19 protein-coding genes are annotated in these 20255 nt (G+C 62.2%); 9 read left to right on the top strand and 10 right to left on the bottom strand.

Annotated features, from left to right (window positions below; translation table 11 throughout):
* Window positions 1-24 precede the first annotated feature (24 nt).
* Complete coding sequence (locus BS630_RS01550) at window positions 25-501, bottom strand: Hsp20 family protein (protein WP_077976016.1); 477 nt, start codon at window positions 499-501, stop codon at window positions 25-27.
* Between the two features lie 209 nt (window positions 502-710).
* Between BS630_RS01550 and BS630_RS01545 the strand changes: the two genes are divergently transcribed.
* Window positions 711-932, top strand: coding sequence for a hypothetical protein (locus BS630_RS01545; RefSeq protein ID WP_017959619.1), 222 nt, complete (start codon window positions 711-713; stop codon window positions 930-932).
* A 301-nt stretch (window positions 933-1233) separates the two neighbouring features.
* Here BS630_RS01545 and BS630_RS01540 read toward each other — a convergent pair whose 3' ends face one another.
* From BS630_RS01540 to BS630_RS01525, 4 genes are all read right to left on the bottom strand, one after another.
* Window positions 1234-1935 (bottom strand): pentapeptide repeat-containing protein, encoded by a 702-nt coding sequence (locus BS630_RS01540; RefSeq protein WP_077976015.1) that lies wholly within the window; start codon window positions 1933-1935, stop codon window positions 1234-1236.
* 151 nt (window positions 1936-2086) lie between these two features.
* The gene (locus BS630_RS01535) at window positions 2087-2638 is read right to left on the bottom strand and encodes a GNAT family N-acetyltransferase (protein ID WP_077976014.1); all 552 of its coding nucleotides are present in this window, start codon (window positions 2636-2638) and stop codon (window positions 2087-2089) included.
* Window positions 2639-2704: 66 nt separating this feature from the next.
* Window positions 2705-3373: a PAQR family membrane homeostasis protein TrhA gene (trhA, locus tag BS630_RS01530; protein WP_077976013.1), complete on the bottom strand. Its 669-nt coding sequence runs from the start codon at window positions 3371-3373 to the stop codon at window positions 2705-2707.
* A 113-nt stretch (window positions 3374-3486) separates the two neighbouring features.
* Window positions 3487-3906 carry a universal stress protein gene (locus tag BS630_RS01525; RefSeq protein WP_020049175.1) on the bottom strand — a complete coding sequence of 140 codons (420 nt, stop codon included), beginning with the start codon at window positions 3904-3906 and terminating at the stop codon, window positions 3487-3489.
* A 190-nt stretch (window positions 3907-4096) separates the two neighbouring features.
* Here BS630_RS01525 and BS630_RS01520 point away from each other — a divergent pair, with 190 nt between their 5' ends.
* Entirely contained in the window at window positions 4097-5062 is a 966-nt protein-coding gene (locus BS630_RS01520; protein ID WP_170268349.1) for a VOC family protein, read from the top strand.
* A 10-nt stretch (window positions 5063-5072) separates the two neighbouring features.
* Here BS630_RS01520 and BS630_RS01515 read toward each other — a convergent pair whose 3' ends face one another.
* Window positions 5073-5456, bottom strand: coding sequence for a hypothetical protein (locus tag BS630_RS01515; RefSeq protein ID WP_077976011.1), 384 nt, complete (start codon window positions 5454-5456; stop codon window positions 5073-5075).
* Between the two features lie 171 nt (window positions 5457-5627).
* Between BS630_RS01515 and BS630_RS01510 the strand changes: the two genes are divergently transcribed.
* Both BS630_RS01510 and BS630_RS01505 read left to right on the top strand, forming a co-directional pair.
* Complete coding sequence (locus BS630_RS01510; protein ID WP_077976010.1) at window positions 5628-6794, top strand: AI-2E family transporter; 1167 nt, start codon at window positions 5628-5630, stop codon at window positions 6792-6794.
* A gap of 18 nt (window positions 6795-6812) precedes the next feature.
* On the top strand, window positions 6813-8105 hold the full coding sequence (locus BS630_RS01505) for an NAD(P)/FAD-dependent oxidoreductase (RefSeq protein WP_077976009.1): 1293 nt from the start codon (window positions 6813-6815) through the stop codon (window positions 8103-8105).
* 21 nt (window positions 8106-8126) lie between these two features.
* Here BS630_RS01505 and BS630_RS01500 read toward each other — a convergent pair whose 3' ends face one another.
* Together BS630_RS01500 and BS630_RS01495 are read right to left on the bottom strand one after the other, a co-directional pair.
* Entirely contained in the window at window positions 8127-8966 is an 840-nt protein-coding gene (locus BS630_RS01500) for a polysaccharide deacetylase family protein (RefSeq protein WP_077976008.1), read from the bottom strand.
* A gap of 102 nt (window positions 8967-9068) precedes the next feature.
* Entirely contained in the window at window positions 9069-9458 is a 390-nt protein-coding gene (locus tag BS630_RS01495) for a DUF930 domain-containing protein (RefSeq protein WP_077976007.1), read from the bottom strand.
* Between the two features lie 253 nt (window positions 9459-9711).
* Here BS630_RS01495 and BS630_RS01490 point away from each other — a divergent pair, with 253 nt between their 5' ends.
* Both BS630_RS01490 and BS630_RS01485 read left to right on the top strand, forming a co-directional pair.
* Window positions 9712-11820: a S9 family peptidase gene (locus BS630_RS01490; RefSeq protein WP_077976006.1), complete on the top strand. Its 2109-nt coding sequence runs from the start codon at window positions 9712-9714 to the stop codon at window positions 11818-11820.
* Between the two features lie 42 nt (window positions 11821-11862).
* Window positions 11863-12387: a DUF1697 domain-containing protein gene (locus BS630_RS01485; protein ID WP_077976005.1), complete on the top strand. Its 525-nt coding sequence runs from the start codon at window positions 11863-11865 to the stop codon at window positions 12385-12387.
* Window positions 12388-12439: 52 nt separating this feature from the next.
* Here the strand turns inward: BS630_RS01485 and BS630_RS01480 are convergent, their stop codons facing one another.
* Complete coding sequence (locus BS630_RS01480; protein WP_077976004.1) at window positions 12440-13069, bottom strand: TetR/AcrR family transcriptional regulator; 630 nt, start codon at window positions 13067-13069, stop codon at window positions 12440-12442.
* Between the two features lie 217 nt (window positions 13070-13286).
* On the opposite strand from BS630_RS01480, the gene BS630_RS01475 reads away from it, so the two are divergent.
* Window positions 13287-14234 (top strand): homocysteine S-methyltransferase family protein, encoded by a 948-nt coding sequence (locus BS630_RS01475; protein ID WP_077976003.1) that lies wholly within the window; start codon window positions 13287-13289, stop codon window positions 14232-14234.
* Between the two features lie 269 nt (window positions 14235-14503).
* Here the strand turns inward: BS630_RS01475 and BS630_RS01465 are convergent, their stop codons facing one another.
* Complete coding sequence (locus BS630_RS01465; protein WP_077976001.1) at window positions 14504-15958, bottom strand: MFS transporter; 1455 nt, start codon at window positions 15956-15958, stop codon at window positions 14504-14506.
* A 249-nt stretch (window positions 15959-16207) separates the two neighbouring features.
* Here BS630_RS01465 and BS630_RS01460 point away from each other — a divergent pair, with 249 nt between their 5' ends.
* Both BS630_RS01460 and BS630_RS01455 read left to right on the top strand, forming a co-directional pair.
* A complete protein-coding gene (locus BS630_RS01460) occupies window positions 16208-17710 on the top strand; it encodes a protein adenylyltransferase SelO (RefSeq protein ID WP_077976000.1) in 1503 nt (500 codons plus the stop codon).
* 197 nt (window positions 17711-17907) lie between these two features.
* Window positions 17908-20247 carry a glucose/quinate/shikimate family membrane-bound PQQ-dependent dehydrogenase gene (locus BS630_RS01455; protein WP_077975999.1) on the top strand — a complete coding sequence of 780 codons (2340 nt, stop codon included), beginning with the start codon at window positions 17908-17910 and terminating at the stop codon, window positions 20245-20247.
* Window positions 20248-20255: the final 8 nt, after the last annotated feature.

The following is a 20255-nucleotide window of genomic DNA, read 5'->3' as shown; positions in this document are numbered from 1 at the left end:
TGGTTCTTGGGCATTCCTGACGGTTCAGGCTGCCTGCGTCTCGGCCTTGATCTGCTTGGTCTCGGCCTTCGGCATTGCATTCCCAGTTCCGATCTCGATCTGGCGCGGCTTCATCTCTTCAGGAATTTCACGCTTGAGATCGATAGTCAGCAGACCGTTGACGAGGCCGGCATCCACGACCTTGACGTGGTCGGCCAATTCGAACCGACGCTGGAAGCTTCGACCAGCAATGCCGCGATGCAGGTATTGAACATCTTCGCCGTTCGCCTTCTGCCCTGAGACGACGAGCATGTTCTGCTCTTGGATGATCGCCAGTTCGTCCTGCGAGAAGCCCGCCACTGCCATGGCGATGCGGTATTCGTCCTCGCCGGTTTTGACGATATCGTAAGGCGGCCAGTTGTCGATTGTCTCGGCGCGGCTTGCAGCCTCGAGTGCGTTCAACATCCGCTCGAAGCCGACGCTCGACCGGATCAGGGGGGAGAAATCGAGGTTTGTCCTCATAGCCATATCCTCCTTACAAGCAACATGGATACAAGAGACGCCAAGAGCGACAGGCGTCTCCTGGACCTGTCGATCCCTGCTCGGCGATCGACAATACTGATATAATTCAGCAGTTTACCGTTTCAAGAGGAGAGAATTTCTCAGCGAAAAATTGCTTTCTTCGAAGGCACCACCATATCTGAGCTGAGCTTGAGAGAGGAGAAATGGTTATGACAATGACTTCAAAGGACGTCATCGCCGTCCTCGGGCCCGCCGATGAAACGCTCGTGGCCGAGGTCATCGCGACAGGCGCCACCCAGGCTGAACTCGCCGAGGCATTTGCGTGGGCCAGCAACGACGAAGCCTTGATGGGTGAAGGCCGGCCTCTGCCAACAGGCAGGGTTGCTGCGCTTGTTGATCTGCTGAGTTCGGATGAAGAGGAACCGGAATAGGAAAGGCGGATGACCCGCCTCCCCACTGATCCGTCATGCTGTCGTGAACACCTGAACATTGCCGTGGCGATCCATCACATCGACCCCGACCGGCGAATGGCGACGCCAGCCGAGCCATTACCGATCAACAGGCCGCTGCATTCCGTTCGCTATAGCCACCAGCGGCTAATCGGACCGAACGAATGGCGAGTTGCGATTGCACTAAATCGAATCCGACAGTCCCAGCAGATCGTTGCGTGCCCGCCAGCCATTGTTGCCCATAGGGTCTTACCAACCGCTCGGCATCGCGCGAAACCCGCAATCAATCGTGATCGGCGGGGCATGGCCAAGTGGTGGGTGCCGAAAGGCCTGCCGGCAGCTTGGTCGAGGCATCGCCGCAGGCAAGGTCGATCTGCGCCTGTTCGAGCCCGGCGGCGCCCGAGAGGTCGAGGCCTTCGATGCGGGTCAGGAACATGAAGGCGCGCTCGAAGGTCGCCGGGCCTTCGAAGGTGGCCTTGGAGAGATCCGCGCGGGAGAGGTTGGCGAAAGAGAATTTCACCCCCGTCAGCACCGCCTTGTCGAAATCGGCGCGGCCGAGTTCAGCCTTTTCGAAGCTCGCGCCGGAGAGCTGGGCGCCGGCGAAATTGGCGCGCTGCAGCTCGGCGCCAGCAAAGGACGCGCCCTCGGCGGCGACATTGGCGAAGCTGGATCGGTAGGCCTCGATCTTGGCGAAATTGGCGCCCTCGGCGTGTGCGCCCTCGAGAGAGGCGCGCACCAGCGTCGCTTTCTCCAGATTGGCGGATTTGACGTTGGCGCCGGCGAGATCGGTCAGCGAAAAATCGGTGCCGACGAGATTGGCGCCTTCGAGATCACTGCCCTGCAACATCAGGTTTTTCTTGGTGCATTCCTGCCAGTCGAGCTTCGGCTCGGCCAGACTGCTGCAATCGGCGGCCCGTGCGGCAATTGGCGAAAATGCCAGAAGCACGAGGGCAAGGAGACCGAGCGACGATCCGTGCATTGCCATTGAACAGTTCACCCCCATCACGCTTACATGACGCTTTCAGGCCGCCTTTCGCGAAGCAGCCTTCCATTTTCTTACACAGCTCAGACTACAATAAAAAGATGGCCCGCGCCGTTCACAATGGATTGCGGTCCGGCTTTTCCTGGCAGGTGGATCAATCCGCCTTGCCGGGCAGGCGAAGTTCCATGCAGGTGAGGTCCAGCCAGCGGCCGAACTTGGTGCCGACTTCGGAAAATCTGCCGACGATGCGGAAGCCGAGCTTTTCGTGCAGCCTGATCGAGGCAACGTTCTCAGCCTCGATACCGGCAATCATCACATGGATATTGCCGGCCGCAGCACGCGCGATCAGTTCCCGCATCAGGCGCCGGCCGATGCCCGCACCGCGGCAATCCTTGTCGACATAGACGGAATGCTCGACCGTGTGGCGGTAGCCGTCGAAAGGCCGCCAGTCGCCATAGGAGGCATAGCCTGCGACCTTGCCCGATAGTTCGGCGACGATGATGGGAAAGCCGCGCGCCTTGCGCGCCCTCATCCATTCCTGCCGATTTTCGAGATCGACCAGGGTGTCGTTCCAGATTGCCGTGGTGTGCTCGACCGCATGATTGTAGATATCGCGGATGGCGGAAAGATCGGCTTCGGTGGCGTCGCGGAGGAGGACAGCGTCTGTCATGATGCTCGGGTTCATATTGTTTGCGAAGGTGGGCATACGCCGCGCCTGCACACATGTAAACGGCGGATGCGAAAGACCGACGACCTCCGGCACATCAGTCGTTCAGAGGCCCGGCGCCGACAGGCTGAAACAGGTGAAGACGGCCGAATAATGCACCGCCGCGGCGGTGACGACGAAGCCGTGCCAGATGGCGTTCTGGAAGCGCAGCTTCTCCCAGACATGGAAGATGACGCCGAGCGAATAGATGACGCCGCCGATGACGATCAGCAGCATGGACGCGGCGGGAATGCGCGAGGCAACCGGCTCGGCCACCAGCACGCCGCTCCAGCCCATAGCGAGATAAAGCAGGATGGCAAGACGGTCGAAACGCCCGGGAAAGGCGCATTTCAGGAGAATGCCGACAGCGGCAAACAGCCAGATCGCGACCAGCATGAACAAGAGCAGCGGGTCGTCGGCGCCGCGTTCGAGAAACGGCGTATAGGTGGCGGCGATCAGCAGGAAGATCGCCGAATGATCGAAGCGGCGCAGATACCACTTCGTGCGCGAGACCGGCCAGGCGTTGTAGGAAAAGGAAATGGCAAGTGTCAGCACCAGCCCGACGCCATAGATCCAGGCGGCGGCGAGCGCGCCGTAGGAGCTCCAGACTGTGGCGTAGAAGATCAGCACGGTAGCCCCGATCAGCGCCAGCACGAGACCGACGCCATGAACGATACCGTCGGCGATCAGTTCGTATCTATCATAAGCCCAGCGAATGCCGTTGAACTCGCCCATGCACGCCAATCCATTTCATACCCGATTGCAATCGTCGCATCGAACGGACGGGCGCGCAACTGCGGCAAAGCGCACAGGCGGTAAATCTTCGTGACAGGCAGCAGGGCGCAAAGTCAAACCTTCTGACGGTCAACCAGCACCGAGCATTTGGCATGGCGCACGACCCGATCAGCGGTGGCGCCGATGAAGTAGTTGGAAAAGTCGGGAACGTGCGAGGCGACGATAATCAGGTCGGCGCCGTGGCTTTCGGCGGCCGAGATGATCGCTTTGGCAGGCGGGCCGTTGCGGATCTCGACAGTTGCTGCAACACCGGCTGCGGCGAGCAGCGCTTCCAGCTGCCCGCGGCTGTCCTTCATGACGTCCTCGACCATATTGGCCGGCAGTTCGATCGCGACATAACTCGGCACATCCTCGACGACATTGAGCGCGATGATCTCGCCGCCTGCGTCGAGCAGAGACGCGGCCTTGCGAAGGATTTTTTCTCCCTTGTCGATGCCGCCGAGCGCGATCGCTACGATGATCTTCCTGTACATGGCTTCCCTCCATGACTGAGATATAAGTTTTCCTCTAATGGAGATATGGGCGCATTGATCGCAATCAAGTGGGCGCAAGTCATCGTCAACATCTGCTCAACGCTTCATCCTCAAAAACAGGTCTTCTGTGAACAATTGGAATGCGCCATATAGGGATCAAGTACGGCAGCCGACGGGAGATCAGAGGCGAATGAACCGGCGAAACTTCCTCGGGCTTGCCACGGGCGGCATGTTTGCCGCCACCGCCGGTACGCCTTCTATCCTACGGGCCAATTCAGAGGCAGGAGAACAAGCCATGACGACCGAAACTTGCTATGCGCTGACACGGCCCGCCTATATCGACCAGTCGCATCTGGTCGTGACCGACCTCGGTCTAGTTTCCGGCTTCTACCAATCGATGCTCGGCCTGAAGGTGATCGAGAAGACGGCGAGCGGCGAAGTGCTGGGTGTCGGCGACCTGCCTTTGCTGACGCTGACGACCGCAAAGAATGCGACCATCGCGCCGCGCAATGCCGCCGGCCTTTTCCACACCGCCTTCCTGATGCCGGACCGGACGGAGCTCGCACGCTGGCTGCGCCATGCGGCACAGAATAACGTCGCGCTGGACGGCGCCTCGGACCATCTCGTCAGCGAGGCGATCTATCTTTCCGATCCCGAAGGCAACGGCATCGAGATCTATGCCGACCGGCCGCACGAACAATGGAAATTCCATGAGGACGGCATGGTGGAGATGGCGACGCTACGCCTCGACCTGCAGGCGCTCTACAACAGCGCGCCTGATGAGCGCTGGGACGGCATGGCTGCGGGGACGGCGATCGGCCACCTGCATCTGCAGGTCGGCGACATCCCGCAGGCCGACGCCTTCTACCGCGACGTCCTCGGCCTCAAGCTGATGGCGCGCTATCCGGGCGCGAGTTTCTTTGCGAGCGGCGGCTACCACCACCATCTCGGCGCCAATATCTGGAACAGCCGCGGCGCCATGGCACGCGCCGGCAACATGACCGGGCTGTCCGACTACAAGATTCGTTTCAACGACAAGGGCACGCTGGATGCGGCCGTCTCCAAACTGGATAATCTCGAGATCAAAAGCGAGAAGCGCGACGGCGGCATCTTCCTGAAAGATCCGTGGGGCATTGGCCTAACGCTGTCGGCTTGATCCAAAGAGTCTATCGGACCTTCTCGGCGCCCGATGGTGTCGTCACCTGCGTCGGCCCACCACCATTTCCGCTCGGCGATGGTGAACGGTCCACTGCTTCCGGAGGCCTTGCCGGGGCGGAGACGGGATCGTCGTTGAAGGTGCCGGGGCCGGATGGTTGCGCATTGATCGGGTCCGGCTTGGTCGAGGCTGTCGCCGTTGGATCATTGCTGCTGGGGTCGGGCCAGATCGCGACACTGACGCCAGCGATGATGAAGACCGCCAAGCCCGCCCCAAGTATCCCCCAGACCCACCATCGCCGTTGGTCGGAGGCGTCAAGCGCCGCCTTGTCCGCATAAGGCGGCTCGGTGCCGTAGGTCTCGGTCGTATTGATCTGATCTCGATCTGCAGTCATAGCTGTAACTCCTTCCGAGGCCGAACTCCCGTGACCGAAAACTTGTTCCAGCGCTAAGGCCCAATATGCACATGTCCGGTACGGACACAGGCGCTGGAGTGCCGGGGGAACCGGAACCGCATCGGCGCGTTTCCGTCACGAAGCAATGGGCTTCGGGGGGACCTCACCGCAATGGGCATCGCAAATGGCATCCGCAAACAAGCAAAGAAGATCGCCATCGGCGAACGCCACACCAGCGCTTGGGCACAGTCGCTAAAGGAGGCTGCGGAAGAACTGCCGCCGCCGCCGCTGCACCGGCTGGAAAAAGACGGGCTCGATGTCAGCATGGCCTGGGCGATCATCGGCATCTTCGGCATTCTCTTCCTTGCCGCCGTCTATCTGATGTCGCTGATCCTCATTCCAATCACGCTTGCCGTCGTCGTCGGCATGATCCTTGGCATGGCGGCGGAAAAGCTCAGCAAGATGGGCGTGCCGCGGCTTGCCAACGCCTTCATCCTTTCAAGCAGCGTGGCGCTGGTGATCTTCCTGTTGATCAACTCACTCGCCGACCCGCTGATGACGCTTGCCAATGAAGGCCCCGCCTTCGCCGAGCGAACCATCAACCGCATCATGCCTTATCTGGAGCGCATCACATGGCTGCATATCACGCCGGCGACATTCGAAAGCGGGTCGATGTCGATCGGTGCGCTGCTCGAAAACACTGGCAACGTGCTGCACGTGGTGACAAGTAGCCTGACGCCGGCGCTGGTGCAGGGACTGATCTTCTTTGCGGCGCTGCTGTTTTTCCTCGCTGGTCGGGTCAACCTGCGCAAGACGATCATCATGACCTTCCGCACCCGCACGCAGCGCCTGGCGGCCATCCGCGTCATCAATGCCGTCGAGCAGGTACTCGGATTTTATTTCGCAACGGCCTCGCTGATCTATGTCGGGCTCGGCGTCGTCATGACCGTCATCGCCTATGCCGGCGGGCTGTCGGCCCCGGTGCTCTGGGGCTTCTTTGCCTTCCTGTCGAGCTTCATCCCCTATCTCGGCATCACTCTAATGACGCTTGCTGTCGCCATCGCCGGCATCCTGACTCATGATGGCATCCTCATCGGCCTAATGCCGGCCGCAGCCTTCTTCACAGTGCATCTCCTCATGGAGAACCTGATCTTCCCCGCAGTGATGGGACGGCGGCTGGAAATCAATCCCTTCGTCGTCTTCATCGCCATCCTGTTCTGGACATGGATGTGGGGCGCCGTCGGCGCCATGCTGGCGCTGCCGCTCTCGCTGATCGTCATGACTGTCATCGACGAACTGCTGATCGAGGAAAAGCCGCAGCCGCAATTGCCGAAATGATCAACCGGGGGAACGTCCGTGGCATCTGATCTCGATCTTACCGAATCCGATCACGACCAGATGGTGAGCGGCCGTTCTCTCTGGGGGAAGAGCGGCATACGGCCGGAATGGCGGCCGATCGAGCAGAGCTTTTCCACCGACGTCGCGGTAGTCGGCGGCGGCATCACCGGTGCCCTGGTTGCCGAACATTTGACGGCGCGCGGTTTTTCCGTTGCGGTCATCGACCGGGAGGAGCCCGGCTTTGGCAGCACCGCGGCGAGTACGGCGATGCTGCAATGGGAAATCGACAGCACGCTCAGCGAACTCGAGGATTATTACGGCTTCGAGCGCGCGGCCGGCATTTACCGCCGCAGTGGTGCTGCGGTCGCCGGCCTTTCCAAGCTCATCGCCGCAAACGGCATCGCCTGCGGCTTCCGGCCGCGCAACACACTCTATCTCGCCGCCAACTGCGAAGGCGCGCGCAACCTCAGGGAGGAGCGCCAGCTTCGCCGCCGGGCCGGCCTGCCCGGCGTCTATCTCGAACATCCCGATCTCTTCACACAGTTCGAGCTCGACCGGGATGGCGCGATCTATTCGCCGGGTTCGGCGGAGGCCGATCCGCTGCTTCTGACCTGGGCCTTGATCGAGATGGCGGTGCGGCGCGGCGCGCTGCTGGTCAACGCTTCCGTGACCACGCTTCACAGCGAAGGCGATCATGTCACGGCAGTGACCGATGGAGGCCACGTCATCGAGGCGCGGCATGTCGTGCTGGCGACCGGCTATTCGATGCCGGGTCTCGAGATGCCGAAGCTGCACCGCTCGAGTTCTAGCTGGGCGTTCGCCACCGTGCCGCAAGACCCGGCAAATTTCTGGCGCGACAGGGCGCTGATCTGGGAGGACAGCCATCCCTATCTCTACATGCGAACGACGGCGGACAATCGCATCGTCGCCGGCGGCGAGGATGACGAGACCATCGATGCCGAGGTACGGGATCGGAAGCTGCCGGCCAAGATCAAGGCAATCCAAGAGAAGATGAAGCGGCTGTGGCCGAAGGCGGATACGCGGGTGGAACACGCCTGGTGCGGCACTTTCGGCGAGACGGCCGACGGTCTGCCGCTGATCGGCCCGGTGCCGGAGATACCGCATGTGTTCGCAGCCTATGGCTACGGCGGCAACGGCATCACCTTTTCCTATCTCGCCGCGCAGATGATCGGCGCCATGCTCGCCGGCATGCATCGCGACTGGTTCGAGGATTTCGCGCTCGACCGCGACGGACCGGGTTCCAGAACGCTGCATGAGCGCTTTCGACCGCCGGAGATAGCGCTGCGTTAAACGAAAAAGCGCTTCTGGCCGTTACTGCGTCGTCTTGTCGTCACCAGTGTCCTCGACATCCTCGAGGCGAACGAATTGCGTACCCTTCGTCTTGAGATCGACCAGTGCCTTGGCCACCCCCTCGCCGGCCGCATGGGTCGGCTGGTTGATGTGGGAGATGACGACGTCGCCGTCCCTGGCCGAGGCGATACGCTTTTCGGTGATCACAGCCCCGAGCAGCGAGCCGCCGTCGCCATTCACGGAGTAACCGGCGATGCGATAGCCCATGGCGCGAATCTCGCCGATGGCGGAAAGATCATATTTGGCGGTCGAGCCCCGAAACCAGTGCGGCGCCGGGATGCCGGCCGCGACCATGGCGGCGGCACCGCCTTCGACTTCCTGCCGCACCGCCTGCGGTGAGCCGGCGGACGCGATCCCATAGATCAGCGTCGGCCTGTCGACGGCGGGAATATGGTTCTGACCGTGGTTTTCGAGTTCGAAGAGATCGGGGTTTTGCAGGAACACGGCAAGCGCTGCGGGATTGCGCTTCAGCCAGCGGGCGGTGACGAAGATCGTTGCCGGGATGCGTTCCCGCACCAACGTGGAAAGGATGCGCTCGTCCGCCTGGCCCATGCAGGCATCGAAGGTCAGCGCAATGCGGGCATGGCCGGCGATATTGGAACGGGTGATATGCAGATGCGGCTCGACGAGTTTTAGCGCCGGCGCCTTCGGGGCCGGACTGACTGCAGCCGGGACCGGACTGACTGCAGCCGGGACCGGACTGACCACGGCCGAAGCAGGCTGCGCTGACGGAGTTTCGTCGGCGAATACAGCCGAGATGCTGACGAGAAGGAACGCCGAAGCGAGCAGGATGCGGTTCATATAGTGGATTTCTATGATTCGAGCTGCCAAATTTTCGCGGTGGCTCTCCCCCGGCGCCATGCGGCCGGATGTCACCGCAGCCGCTTGGGCGGACAGGCCGTATCAATCATAGAGATAATACTTGTTCCACTTCTCGCGCGGCACCTTCTCGCCGATCTCGTAATTGAGCTCGCGCACGTTGATATGCTGCGGACCGGTGATGCAATTGTAGGAGAGATGGTACCAGTCGCCCTTGCTGCGGAAGACGGCACCCGGCGCCTCTAGCGAATTGTCGCCAGGGATCGGGTCCTTGAAGGTGTAAGCGATCACCTTGTCGGGCTTGAAGCCGGTGCTGTCTTGGTTGATGCGGCTCATCGCCTCGGTGTCGCAGCTCTGTTCCAGGCGGGTCGCGGGATCGAGTTTTTCCAGCTGCTTCTTGATAGCGGGATCGACGGCAAAGGCGGGGGCAGCAAGACTTGCGAGGGATAGAAACAGGACCAGACGTTTCGGCATTACGGAAAAAATCCCTTACTGTTCTGCAATTTTTGCCCTACCCCCGACAGCTTGCGGGGGGCTTGGCACCTGCAAATTCACTGAGATAGCGGACTTTCTTAAATATTGTGGTGACATCAAGGCAATGCGGGCAGAGCGTCCTCCTTGTCTGTGGAAGGGCAGCTGTACTCTTGCCACACCCTTTGCCGCTTGATCCGGCGGCGGCGCGCCTCTATCTCTTGCCAACCCGTCATTCCGACCCCGGAGCCACGCCTTGTCCGTTTTCAAGAGCCTGCCGACCCCGCCTGCCGCACCGAAGAAGCCGATCTCCGATACGCGCCACGGCATTACCCGCACGGACGACTATGCCTGGCTGCGTGCCGACAACTGGCAGGCGATGTTCAAGGATCCGTCGATCCTCGACCCTGAGATCCGCCGCCATCTCGAAGCCGAAAACGCCTATATGAACGCGGCGATGGAGGACACCAAGCCGCTTCAGAAGGTGCTATTTGCCGAAATGCGCGGCCGCATCAAGGAAGACGACAGCTCCGTGCCGATGAAGGACGGCGCCTTTGCCTACGGCACTTTCTATGTCACCGGCGGCGAACAGCCGCGCTATTTCCGCATCGCCCGCGACGGCAATGTCGCCGACGAAACGATCCGCACGGTGCTGCTCGACGGCGACAAGGAGGCATCAGGCAAGGCCTATTTCCGCCTCGCCGGCCTCGACCATACGAGCGACCACAGCCGCGGCATCTGGGGCTATGACGACAAGGGTTCGGAATTCTTTACGCTGCAGGTGCGCGACCTCCAGACCGGGCAAGACCTTGCCGACCGGATCGAAAATACCGGCGGCGGCGGCGTCTGGGCGCCCGACGGCAAGAGCTTCTTCTATTCGGCGCTGGACGAGAACCACCGGCCGTCGAAGGTGTTCCACCATATTCTCGGCCAGCCGCAGTCGGAAGACCGGCTAGTCTATGAGGAGCCGGATGCCGGCTTCTTCATGGGCGTCGGCGGCTCGCTGCTCGACGATTTCATCTATATCGACATTCACGACCACGAGACCAGCGAATACCGGCTGCTGTCGACCAAGGACCTGACAGCCGAGCCGAAGCTGGTGGCGGCGCGCGAAGAGGGCATCGAATATTCGTTGACCGAGGGCGGCGACGTCTTCTACATCCTGACGAATGACGACGGCGCCAAGGATTTCAAGATCATGGAAGCGCCGGTCGACAATCCGGTGAAAGAGAACTGGCGCGAGGTCGTGCCGCATAAGCCCGGTACACTCATCATCAGCCACATGGCCTATGCCCGCCATCTTCTGTGGCTGGAGCGAAAGGACGGCCTGCCGCAGATCATGATCCGCGATCGGGCGACCGGCGAGGAACACGCGATCGCCTTTGCCGAGGAAGCCTATTCGCTGGGGCTGCAGGGTGCGGCGGAATATGACACGGATACCATCCGCTTCTCCTATTCCTCGATGACGACGCCGTCGCAGCTCTACGACTACAACATGGTGACGCGAGAGCGCACGCTGTTGAAGACGCAGGAAGTGCCGTCCGGCCACAATCCCGACGACTACATCACCCGCCGCGTCTTTGCGCCGGCGTGGGATGGCGAGAAGGTGCCGGTCACCCTACTCTACCGCAAGGATGCCCCCCTCGACGGCAGCGCGCCCTGCCTGCTCTACGGCTACGGCGCCTACGGCATCACCATTCCGGCCGGCTTCAACACCAACTGCCTGTCGCTCGCCGATCGCGGCTTCGTCTATGCGATTGCCCATATCCGCGGCGGCAAGGACAAGGGATTTTCCTGGTATGAAGACGGCAAGATGGACAAGAAGACCAACACCTTCAAGGACTTCGTCGCGGCGGCCGATTATCTGAATCAACAGAGGTTCACGTCTTACGCGAAGATCATCGCCGAGGGCGGATCGGCCGGCGGCATGCTGATGGGTGCGGTTGCCAACATGGCGCCGGAGAAGTTCGCCGGCCTCATCGCCGCCGTACCCTTCGTCGACGTGCTCAACACAATGCTCGACGACACTTTGCCGCTCACTCCGCCGGAATGGCCGGAATGGGGCAACCCGATCGACAGCAAGGAAGAATACGAGCAGATCGCCTCCTACTCCCCCTATGACAATGTCGACACGAAAGCTTACCCGCCAATCCTGGCGCTCGGTGGCCTGACGGACCCGCGCGTCACCTATTGGGAGCCGGCAAAGTGGGTGGCGAAGCTGCGCGACAAGACGACGGGCAACGCGCCGATCCTGCTCAAGACCAACATGGACGCCGGCCACGGCGGCGCCTCGGGCCGCTTCCAGCGGCTGGAAGAGATCGCGTTTGAATATGCGTTTGCGATCAAGGTTGCTGGGAAGATGTGAAGGGCTGGGTTGGGGGTGCCACACGGTACCAAGGGAGAAAAAATGGCCGTCTATATCGCCCTCCTCCGCGCCGTGAACGTCGGCGGTACCGGCGCGCTGCCGATGGCCGAACTGAAGGCGATCTGCGAAGACCTGGGCTTTTCCGACGTCAAGACCTACATCCAGAGCGGCAACGTGCTTTTCCGCGCGGATGAAGCGGAAAAGGCGGTGGAGGAGCGGCTCGACGAGGCAATCGGCAAGAAGCTCGGAAAGCGGCCAGGCGTGATGGTGCGCAGCCGCAAGGAACTCGACGGCGTAGTCGACGACGCACCCTTTCCCGATGCCAAGCCGAACTTCCTGCTCGTGTACTTCCTGCCCGAAAAGCCGCCCGGCGATGCGCTGGAAAAGATGGTGGCGCCCGACGGCGAGGAGGCCAAGCTCGCCGGCAGGGAAATCTATGTACACTATCCCAATGGTTCCGGCCGCTCGAAGCTGAAGCTGCCGGCGCTGAAACCCGGAACGTCGCGCAATCTCAACACCGTACGCAAGCTCGCGGAGATGGCGGCGGCGTTGGAGGACGGGGACTGAGGATGTCAGCGCAATTCCAGCAAAGCCGTTTCGCACTTTTGCTGGAGTTGCTTTAGGCCCTCGGCATTTCCACTACCGGCAGGAAGAGCATTTTCACGAAGGTGCGGAGCATCAGCACCTGCTCGGCCAGCGTGTTCGGCTCCTTCAGCGTCTTCGACAAAACGATGCCGCCTTCCAGGACGGAGGACACCATGTCGGCGAGCTGGTCGACGTCGACGGGTTCGCGCGGCGGATAGACTTCCATGATCTCGCGGAGCATGCGGCCGAAGCGCCGCCGCCAGGCAAGCACCGCATTCCGGTTGGTCTCTTGGATCTCCCGGTCGAACAGCCGCTCGTAATAGCAGACGGTCGCCACCAGGCAGCCGGGATGTCCGTTCGGCAGGTCGGAGAGCAATTCGGAAAGCAGCTTCAGGCCGAGCAGGAAGGATTGCAGCGGATCGCCGGTCAGATCGCGCGCGCGGCCGAAGATCTCATCATAGATGCGCTCGTCATTATCGATGTAGCGGTTGAGCAGCGCCTTGGCGAGCTCGTTCTTGTCCCTGAAGTGATAGAAGAAGCCGCTCTTGGTGATGCCGGTCTCGGCGATCAGCTCCTCGATGGAAGTGCCGCCGAAACCCTTCTGCAAGACTGCCGCTTCCGCCACATCGAGGATGCGCGTCCGCGTTTCCTCGCCCTTTCGCATGTCCCCTCCTGTACCGGCGGTACAGTTTTCAGTGTTGCATGATCAGATCTGCCTCCGCCCCCGGCAAGATCGGTTGAAGCAAGCGATTGAAATCAATCGGCAAAACCCAAAACCGCCTGGAGTATACCGCAAGTCGCCTAGTTTGGCAGCCAATTAAACGCCAGAACATCATTCATCGACGGCAGCCAATCGGGTGTCGCGAGGAGAGGCTTCAACAATGGCAAAGTACAGAAACGGGTTGCCGCAGCTCAAAGGCGGCACCTTCATTACCGATGGCGGCATGGAAACGACGATGATCTTCCAGGAAGGGATCGAACTTCCGCATTTCGCTGCCTTCATATTGCTGGCTTCCGAAGACGGGCGGCAGCGGATGCGGAATTACTATCGCCGTTATCTCGATGTCGCCCGGCGGCACGGCACGGGCTTCGTGCTCGATACTGCCACATGGCGGGCCAATCCGGACTGGGGGCAGAAGCTCGGCTATAGCACCGATGCGCTGAAAGCAGTCAACGAGGAAGCCGTCGACCTGCTCGTCGGCTTGCGCAGCGCCTATGAGCGGCCGGAGCAGCCGATCGTCATCAGCGGCGCCATCGGCCCGCGCGGCGACGGCTACAAGGCGGGCGTCATGGATGCCGCCGAGGCGGAAGACTACCACGCCTTCCAGATCGGGGCTTTCGCCGGCACCGAGGCGGATATGGTGAGTGCCTTCACTCTGACCAATATCGACGAGGCGATCGGCGTGGCGCGGGCGGCACAGGCGCTCGGCATGCCCTCGGCCATTTCCTTCACGCTGGAGACGGATGGCCGGCTGGTGACGGGCCGCAGCCTTCAGGAGGCCATCGAGACGACCGATGCGATGACCGGCGGGGCGCCGGCCTATTACATGATCAACTGCGCCCACCCGACACATTTCGAAACGGCGCTCGATCCTGGAAGCGCCTGGGTGAAACGCATTTCCGGCATCCGCGCCAATGCCTCGACCATGAGCCATGAGCAGCTCGACAATAGCGAAACGCTGGATGCGGGCGATCCCGAAGATCTGGGCCGCCACTATCGCAAGCTCATCGACCGCATGCCAGCGCTCAGCGTGCTCGGCGGCTGCTGCGGCACCGACCACCGCCATGTCGCGGCGATCTGCGAGGCATGCCTGCCGCAGGCGGCGTGACGACCTGAGAGGGAGGAGAGAATGACGATTGGGGGGACGATGATGCGAGAGCGCCGCTGGCACGATCTGTGGCTTGTGATCACGGGACGGCAGAGGCGCGCCGAGCCGGAGGCGGCCGTGGAGGTGGCTCTACGGGATAATGATCTCGCCTTCGGGGGCTTGCCCGGCCCGATAACCTACGGGCTCGAGGCGGACCGGCGCGAGGGCCGGCCCTTGCGACGCAGGCGGCTGCGGGAGCCGGTCGGCTTCTGACGAAGGGAAAGGCGGCGTCAGCCTTCGGCGACGGCGCCTTTCCTCTGTTTGGCCTTGTAGCCGGTGATCTCCTCGCCGGCGGTCGGCGAGAAGCGCAGGTTCCAGAAGGTGGCAGTGATCGAGATGATGGTGACGACGATGAAAGCGGCGGAGAAATCGCCGAGGGCCGGCGTCTCAGTGCCCGACAAGGCCATGGAGCCGTGCAGCGCCAAGGCGCCGATGCAGATGCCGAGCGACAGCATGAGCTGCTGGAAGGTGGTGTAGAAGCTGGTGGCCGAGCTCATCCGCTCCTTGCTGATCTCGTCATAGGCGATGGTGTTATAGGCGGTGAACTGGAACGAGAGGAAGAAGGCGCTGAGCACCAGGACTACGAAGATGAGTGGCATCGGCCAATCCGGCCGGAAGGCGGCACAGAGGCCATAGCCGATCGTACCGAGGATGCCGTTGAGGATGAGGCTCCTGCGGAAGCCCAGCCGGCGGAAGACAAACTTCGCCATCGGCTTCATGGCGAGAGCGCCAAGCGCGGTCGCGATGATGATCTGGCCGGCCGCCGCCGCAGACAGGCCGAAGCCGATCTGGAAGAGCAGCGGAAGCAGGAAGGGCTGCGCCCCTTGCGTGATGCGGGTCAGCGAACCGGCAATAACAGACGTGCCGAAGCTCGGCACCTTCATCAGCGAGAAATCCATGATCGGCGACGGATGCTTGCGAGCATGTCTGAGATAGCCGATGCCGAAAAGCAGGCCGATGGCGATCAGGAAGATCGAAAACGCGCCCTCGCCTTCATGGCTCGACATTTCGAAGCCGAAGAGCAGCGAGCCGAGCGAGATGCCCGAGAGAATGAAGCCGATCGTATCGAATGGACCACTTGCCTTGCCCTTCACCTCTTCGATGTAGATCGACACGAAGATCATGCCGATGATGCCGATCGGCACGTTGATATAAAAGATCCAGCGCCAGTCGAGATAGGTGACGATGAAGCCGCCGAGCGGCGGGCCGACGATCGGGCCGATCAGCGCCGGCACGAGCAGCCAGGACATGGCGCTGACCATATCCTTGCGGTCGACGCTGCGCATCAGCACCAGGCGCCCGACCGGCATCATCATCGCGCCGCCGATACCCTGCAGCAGCCGCGCCAGCACCAGGAAGGACAGCGTCGGCGCCAGGGCGCAGAGGATGGAGCCGACGACGAAAACGGCGATGGCCGAGCGGAAAACGGTGCGGGAGCCGAAACTGTCGGCCATCCGGCCGCTTGCCGGAATGAAGATCGCAAGGCTCAGGAGATAGGAGGTCAGGGCGATCGACATGGCCGGAGCGCCGACGCCGAAATCGCGTGCCATAGTGGGCAGCGCGGTCGCAAGCACGGTCGCATCGATGTTTTCCATCAGCATCGCACTCGCGACAATCATTGCGATCACCCGGAAATTGGGCGCGGCGCGCCGAACCATCGGCGCTTGGTAAATCTGATCCGACATCGTCCGGGATCACTCGCGGTGGCGCGGCGGAGCACACAAGGCAGCAAGGCCGCGGGGGATGACATGGCGCAAAGCCAAGGGGAGACGATTTGCTATACGCCCGCGATCATCGCGGCGCTATGTCGTTTATGGCAAAGCTGCTTTGACGAGAGGTAAAGGCAGATCACAATTCCTTGCATGGGTCTGTTCTTCGTGAAGGTCTTCATACCCCGGCTTGTGCGGCAGGCATCCTAGCCCTACCTATGAACCATGACCTCCGCCCTGCAGAAAAACCGGCCCGGTGCGGCCTTTCCGTTCGACAACAGCTATGTCGGCTTGCCCCCACGCTTCTTTGCGGCGCAAGCGCCGACCGCGGTGGCGGAGCCCTGGCTGATCAAGCTCAACGAGCCGCTCGCTGCCGAACTCGGGCTCGACGTCGAGGCCTTGCGCCGCGATGGCGCGGCGATCTTCTCCGGCAATCTCGTTCCCGAAGGGGCCGAACCGCTGGCGATGGCCTATGCCGGGCATCAGTTCGGCGGCTTCTCGCCGCAGCTCGGCGACGGGCGGGCGATCCTGCTCGGCGAGGTCGTTGACCGCAGCGGCAAGCGCTACGACATCCAGCTGAAGGGCGCAGGACCGACACCGTTTTCGCGCCGCGGCGACGGGCGGGCGGCAGTCGGGCCGGTTTTGCGGGAATATATCATCAGCGAGGCGATGTTTGCGCTCGGCATTCCGGCCACACGGGCGCTGGCGGCGGTGACGACAGGCGAGCCGGTCTATCGCGAAGAGGTGCTGCCTGGCGCGGTCTTCACCCGCGTCGCGGCCAGCCATATCCGCGTCGGCACCTTCCAGTACTTCGCGGCCAGGGGCGACACCGACGGCGTGCGGGCTCTGGCCGATTATGTGATCGACCGGCACTATCCGGCATTGAAAGAGGCCGAGAACCCCTATCTCGCGCTGTTCGAAGCGGTTTCAGACCGCCAGGCGGCGCTGATTGCCCGCTGGCTGCATGTCGGCTTCATCCATGGCGTGATGAACACGGATAATATGACCGTCTCCGGCGAGACGATCGATTTCGGCCCCTGCGCCTTTATGGACGCTTACGATCCGGCGACCGTCTTTTCGTCGATCGACCAGCACGGGCGTTACGCCTATGCCAACCAGCCCGCCATCGGCCAATGGAACCTCGCAAGGCTCGGCGAAACGCTGCTGCCGCTGATCGACGCCGAGCCTGACAGCGCGGTCGACAAGGCGAATGTCGTGATAAAGAGTTACGGCGAACGGTTCCAGGCGCATTGGCTGGCCGGCATGCGCGAAAAGATCGGCCTTGCCGGCGAAGAGGACGGCGATCTCGACCTGGTGCAGGCGCTGCTGACGCTGATGCAGGCGCAGGGTGCCGATTTCACCCTGACCTTCCGGCGGCTGTCGGATCTTGCCGGCGATGACGCCGCAGAGCCTGAATTTGCGGCGAGTTTCCGCGAGCCGGATGCCTGCGGCGCGTGGCTCATGCAGTGGCGCGAGCGGCTGTCACGCGATCCACAGACGGCCACCGAGCGCGCCGTCGCCATGCGCGACGTCAATCCGGCCTTCATTCCGCGCAATCACCGCGTCGAACAGGCGATCGAGGCCGCGGTCGAGAACGGCGATTTTTCGCTGTTCGAAGCAATGCTTAGCGTGCTTTCGAAACCCTATGAGGACCAGCCGGGCTTTGCCGCCTATAGGGAACCGCCGAAGCCCAGCGAACGGGTGCTTGCGACCTTCTGCGGAACGTGACGGGCGCTTCGATCGATTTCGGTGTGGCAGCTGCGCCACAGCGATCCCGTTCCATTCGGCCCAGCGCCCCGTTCGACGCATCGGCACCCTGCGGCAATTATGGCCGTTGAAAGGCATCTCCTTCGCGCTATCTGGCTGATCGGCGGGACTTTTCCGCCGATCCCTCAGCCCGGCTAACCTCAGCGGGAGACTGCCTTATGGCGATCATCGTCACCTCCATCTTCTTCATCATCATCGGACTCACACTCGGCGGCGGCGGCCTCTGGCTCGTCACGCTCGGCGGCAGCGTCTTCTATCTATTCGCCGGGCTGATGTTCCTGATCACCGCCGGGCTGCTGTTGATGCGCAAGGCGGTGGCGCTCTGGGTCTATGCGGTGCTCGTCGTCGCAGCACTTGCCTGGGCGATTTGGGAGGTCGGCTTCGACTGGTGGCAGCTGGGGCCGCGCGGCGGCATGATTATCCTGCTCGGGCTCTGGCTGCTGACGCCATGGATCCGCCGGCCGCTCGGCCTGCGCAGTCCGACGGGCATCACCTATGCCGCGAACCCCTGGCCGCTCGCCGTGCCTGTCATTCTCGCCATCCTGGTCGCCCTTTATTCGATGACGACAGACCCGCATGATCTTGCCGGCGACCTGCCGAAGGATCAGGTCACCGCCAACCCCGCCGTCGGCGGCAGCGTGCCTGATGGCGAATGGCATCAATACGGCCGCACGTCCTTCGGCCAGCGCTACTCGCCACTCGACCAGATCACCGCCGAAAACGTCTCCACCCTCAAGGAAGCGTGGCGATACCAGACCGGCGACGTCAAGCGGCCGGACGATGTCGGCGAGACGACCTATCAGGTGACGCCGCTCAAGGTGAAGGACACGCTCTATCTCTGCACCCCGCATAACTGGGCGATCGCGCTCGACGCCAAGACCGGCAAGGAGAAATGGAAATACGACTCCAACTCGGGCATGAATTCTAATCGGCAGCATCAGACCTGCCGCGGCGTCACCTATTATGCCGATCCTGCCGTTGCCGCCGGCCAGCCCTGCGCCGAGCGTGTCTACCTGCCGACCTCCGACGCCCGGCTGATCGCGCTCGATGCGGCGGACGGAAAGGTCTGCACCAGCTTTGCCGACCAGGGCGTGCTGCATCTGGAAACCGGCATGCGCTTCAATCCGGCCGGCTATTATTATTCCACCTCGCCACCGGTCGCGGTGGCGGGCAAGATCATCGTCGGCGGGGCGGTGAACGACAATTATTCGACCGAGGAACAATCCGGCGTCATCCGCGCCTTTGACATCAATACCGGCGCGCTGGTCTGGAACTGGGATTCCGGCAATCCCGACGTGACGACGCCGATCGCCGAGGGCCAGACCTATACGACCAACTCGCCGAACAGCTGGTCGGTCTTCAGCGTCGACGAGGCGCTCGGCATGGTCTACATACCGCTCGGCAACCAGGTGCCCGACCAGATCGGTATCAACCGCAGCGAGAATGTCGAGAAATTCTCCTCCTCGATCGTCGCGCTCGATATCGCCACCGGCCAGCTGCGCTGGGTGCGCCAGACGGTGCATCACGATCTCTGGGACATGGACGTCCCCGCCCAGCCGGCGCTGATCGACCTGACCAAGCAGGACGGCACCGTGGTTCCTGCCCTGGTCGGCCCCACCAAACAGGGTGATATCTATGTGCTCGACCGGCGCAGCGGCGAGCCGATCATCCCGGTCAAGGAAATCCCGGCGCCTGGTGGCGCAGTCACCGGCGATCATACCTCGCCGACGCAGCCGATCTCGGACCTCACCTTCTCGCCCGAGCCGCTCCAAGAAAAGGACATGTGGGGCGTGTCGCTGTTCGATCAGCTCGCCTGCCGCATCGACTTTCACCGCTACCAGTACGAGGGCCGCTATACGCCGCCTTCACTCAAGGGGACGATCGTCTATCCCGGCAATTTCGGCACCTTCAACTGGGGCTCGGTGGCGGTGGATCCGGAGCGGCAGATCATGTTCGGCATGCCGACCTATCTCGCCTTCACCTCGCGGCTTATACCGGCCGCCGACATTCCGCCGCGAGGCCAGGACGAGAAGGGCAGCGAACAGGGGCTGAACCGCAATGACGGCGCGCCCTACGGCGTCTTCATGGGTCCCTTCCTCGGTCTGCTGCAGATCCCCTGCCAGGCGCCGCCATGGGGTTATGTCGCCGGCGTCGACCTGCGCACCGGCAAGATCGCCTATATGCACAAGAACGGCACCGTCCGCGACATGACGCCATTACCCCTGCCCTTCAAGGTCGGCGTGCCGGGGATCGGCGGGCCGATGTTGACCAAGGGCGGCGTCGCTTTTCTCGGTGCTGCGGTCGATAACTACCTGCGCGCCTATGACGTGACCAACGGACGAGAGATCTGGAAGGCGCGGCTTCCGGCCGGCGGCCAGGCGACGCCGATGACCTATACGACTGATGACAACAAACAATATGTCGTCATGGTCGCCGGCGGCCACGGCTCGGTCGGCACCCAGCCCGGCGATTACGTGATCGCCTATACGTTGCCGTGACGTGAAGC

Source organism: Rhizobium laguerreae (assembly GCF_002008165.1).
GTDB lineage: Bacteria > Pseudomonadota > Alphaproteobacteria > Rhizobiales > Rhizobiaceae > Rhizobium > Rhizobium laguerreae.
The sequence above is the reverse complement of the archived record's forward strand: the minus strand, read 5'-3'. Positions and strand labels throughout refer to the sequence as shown.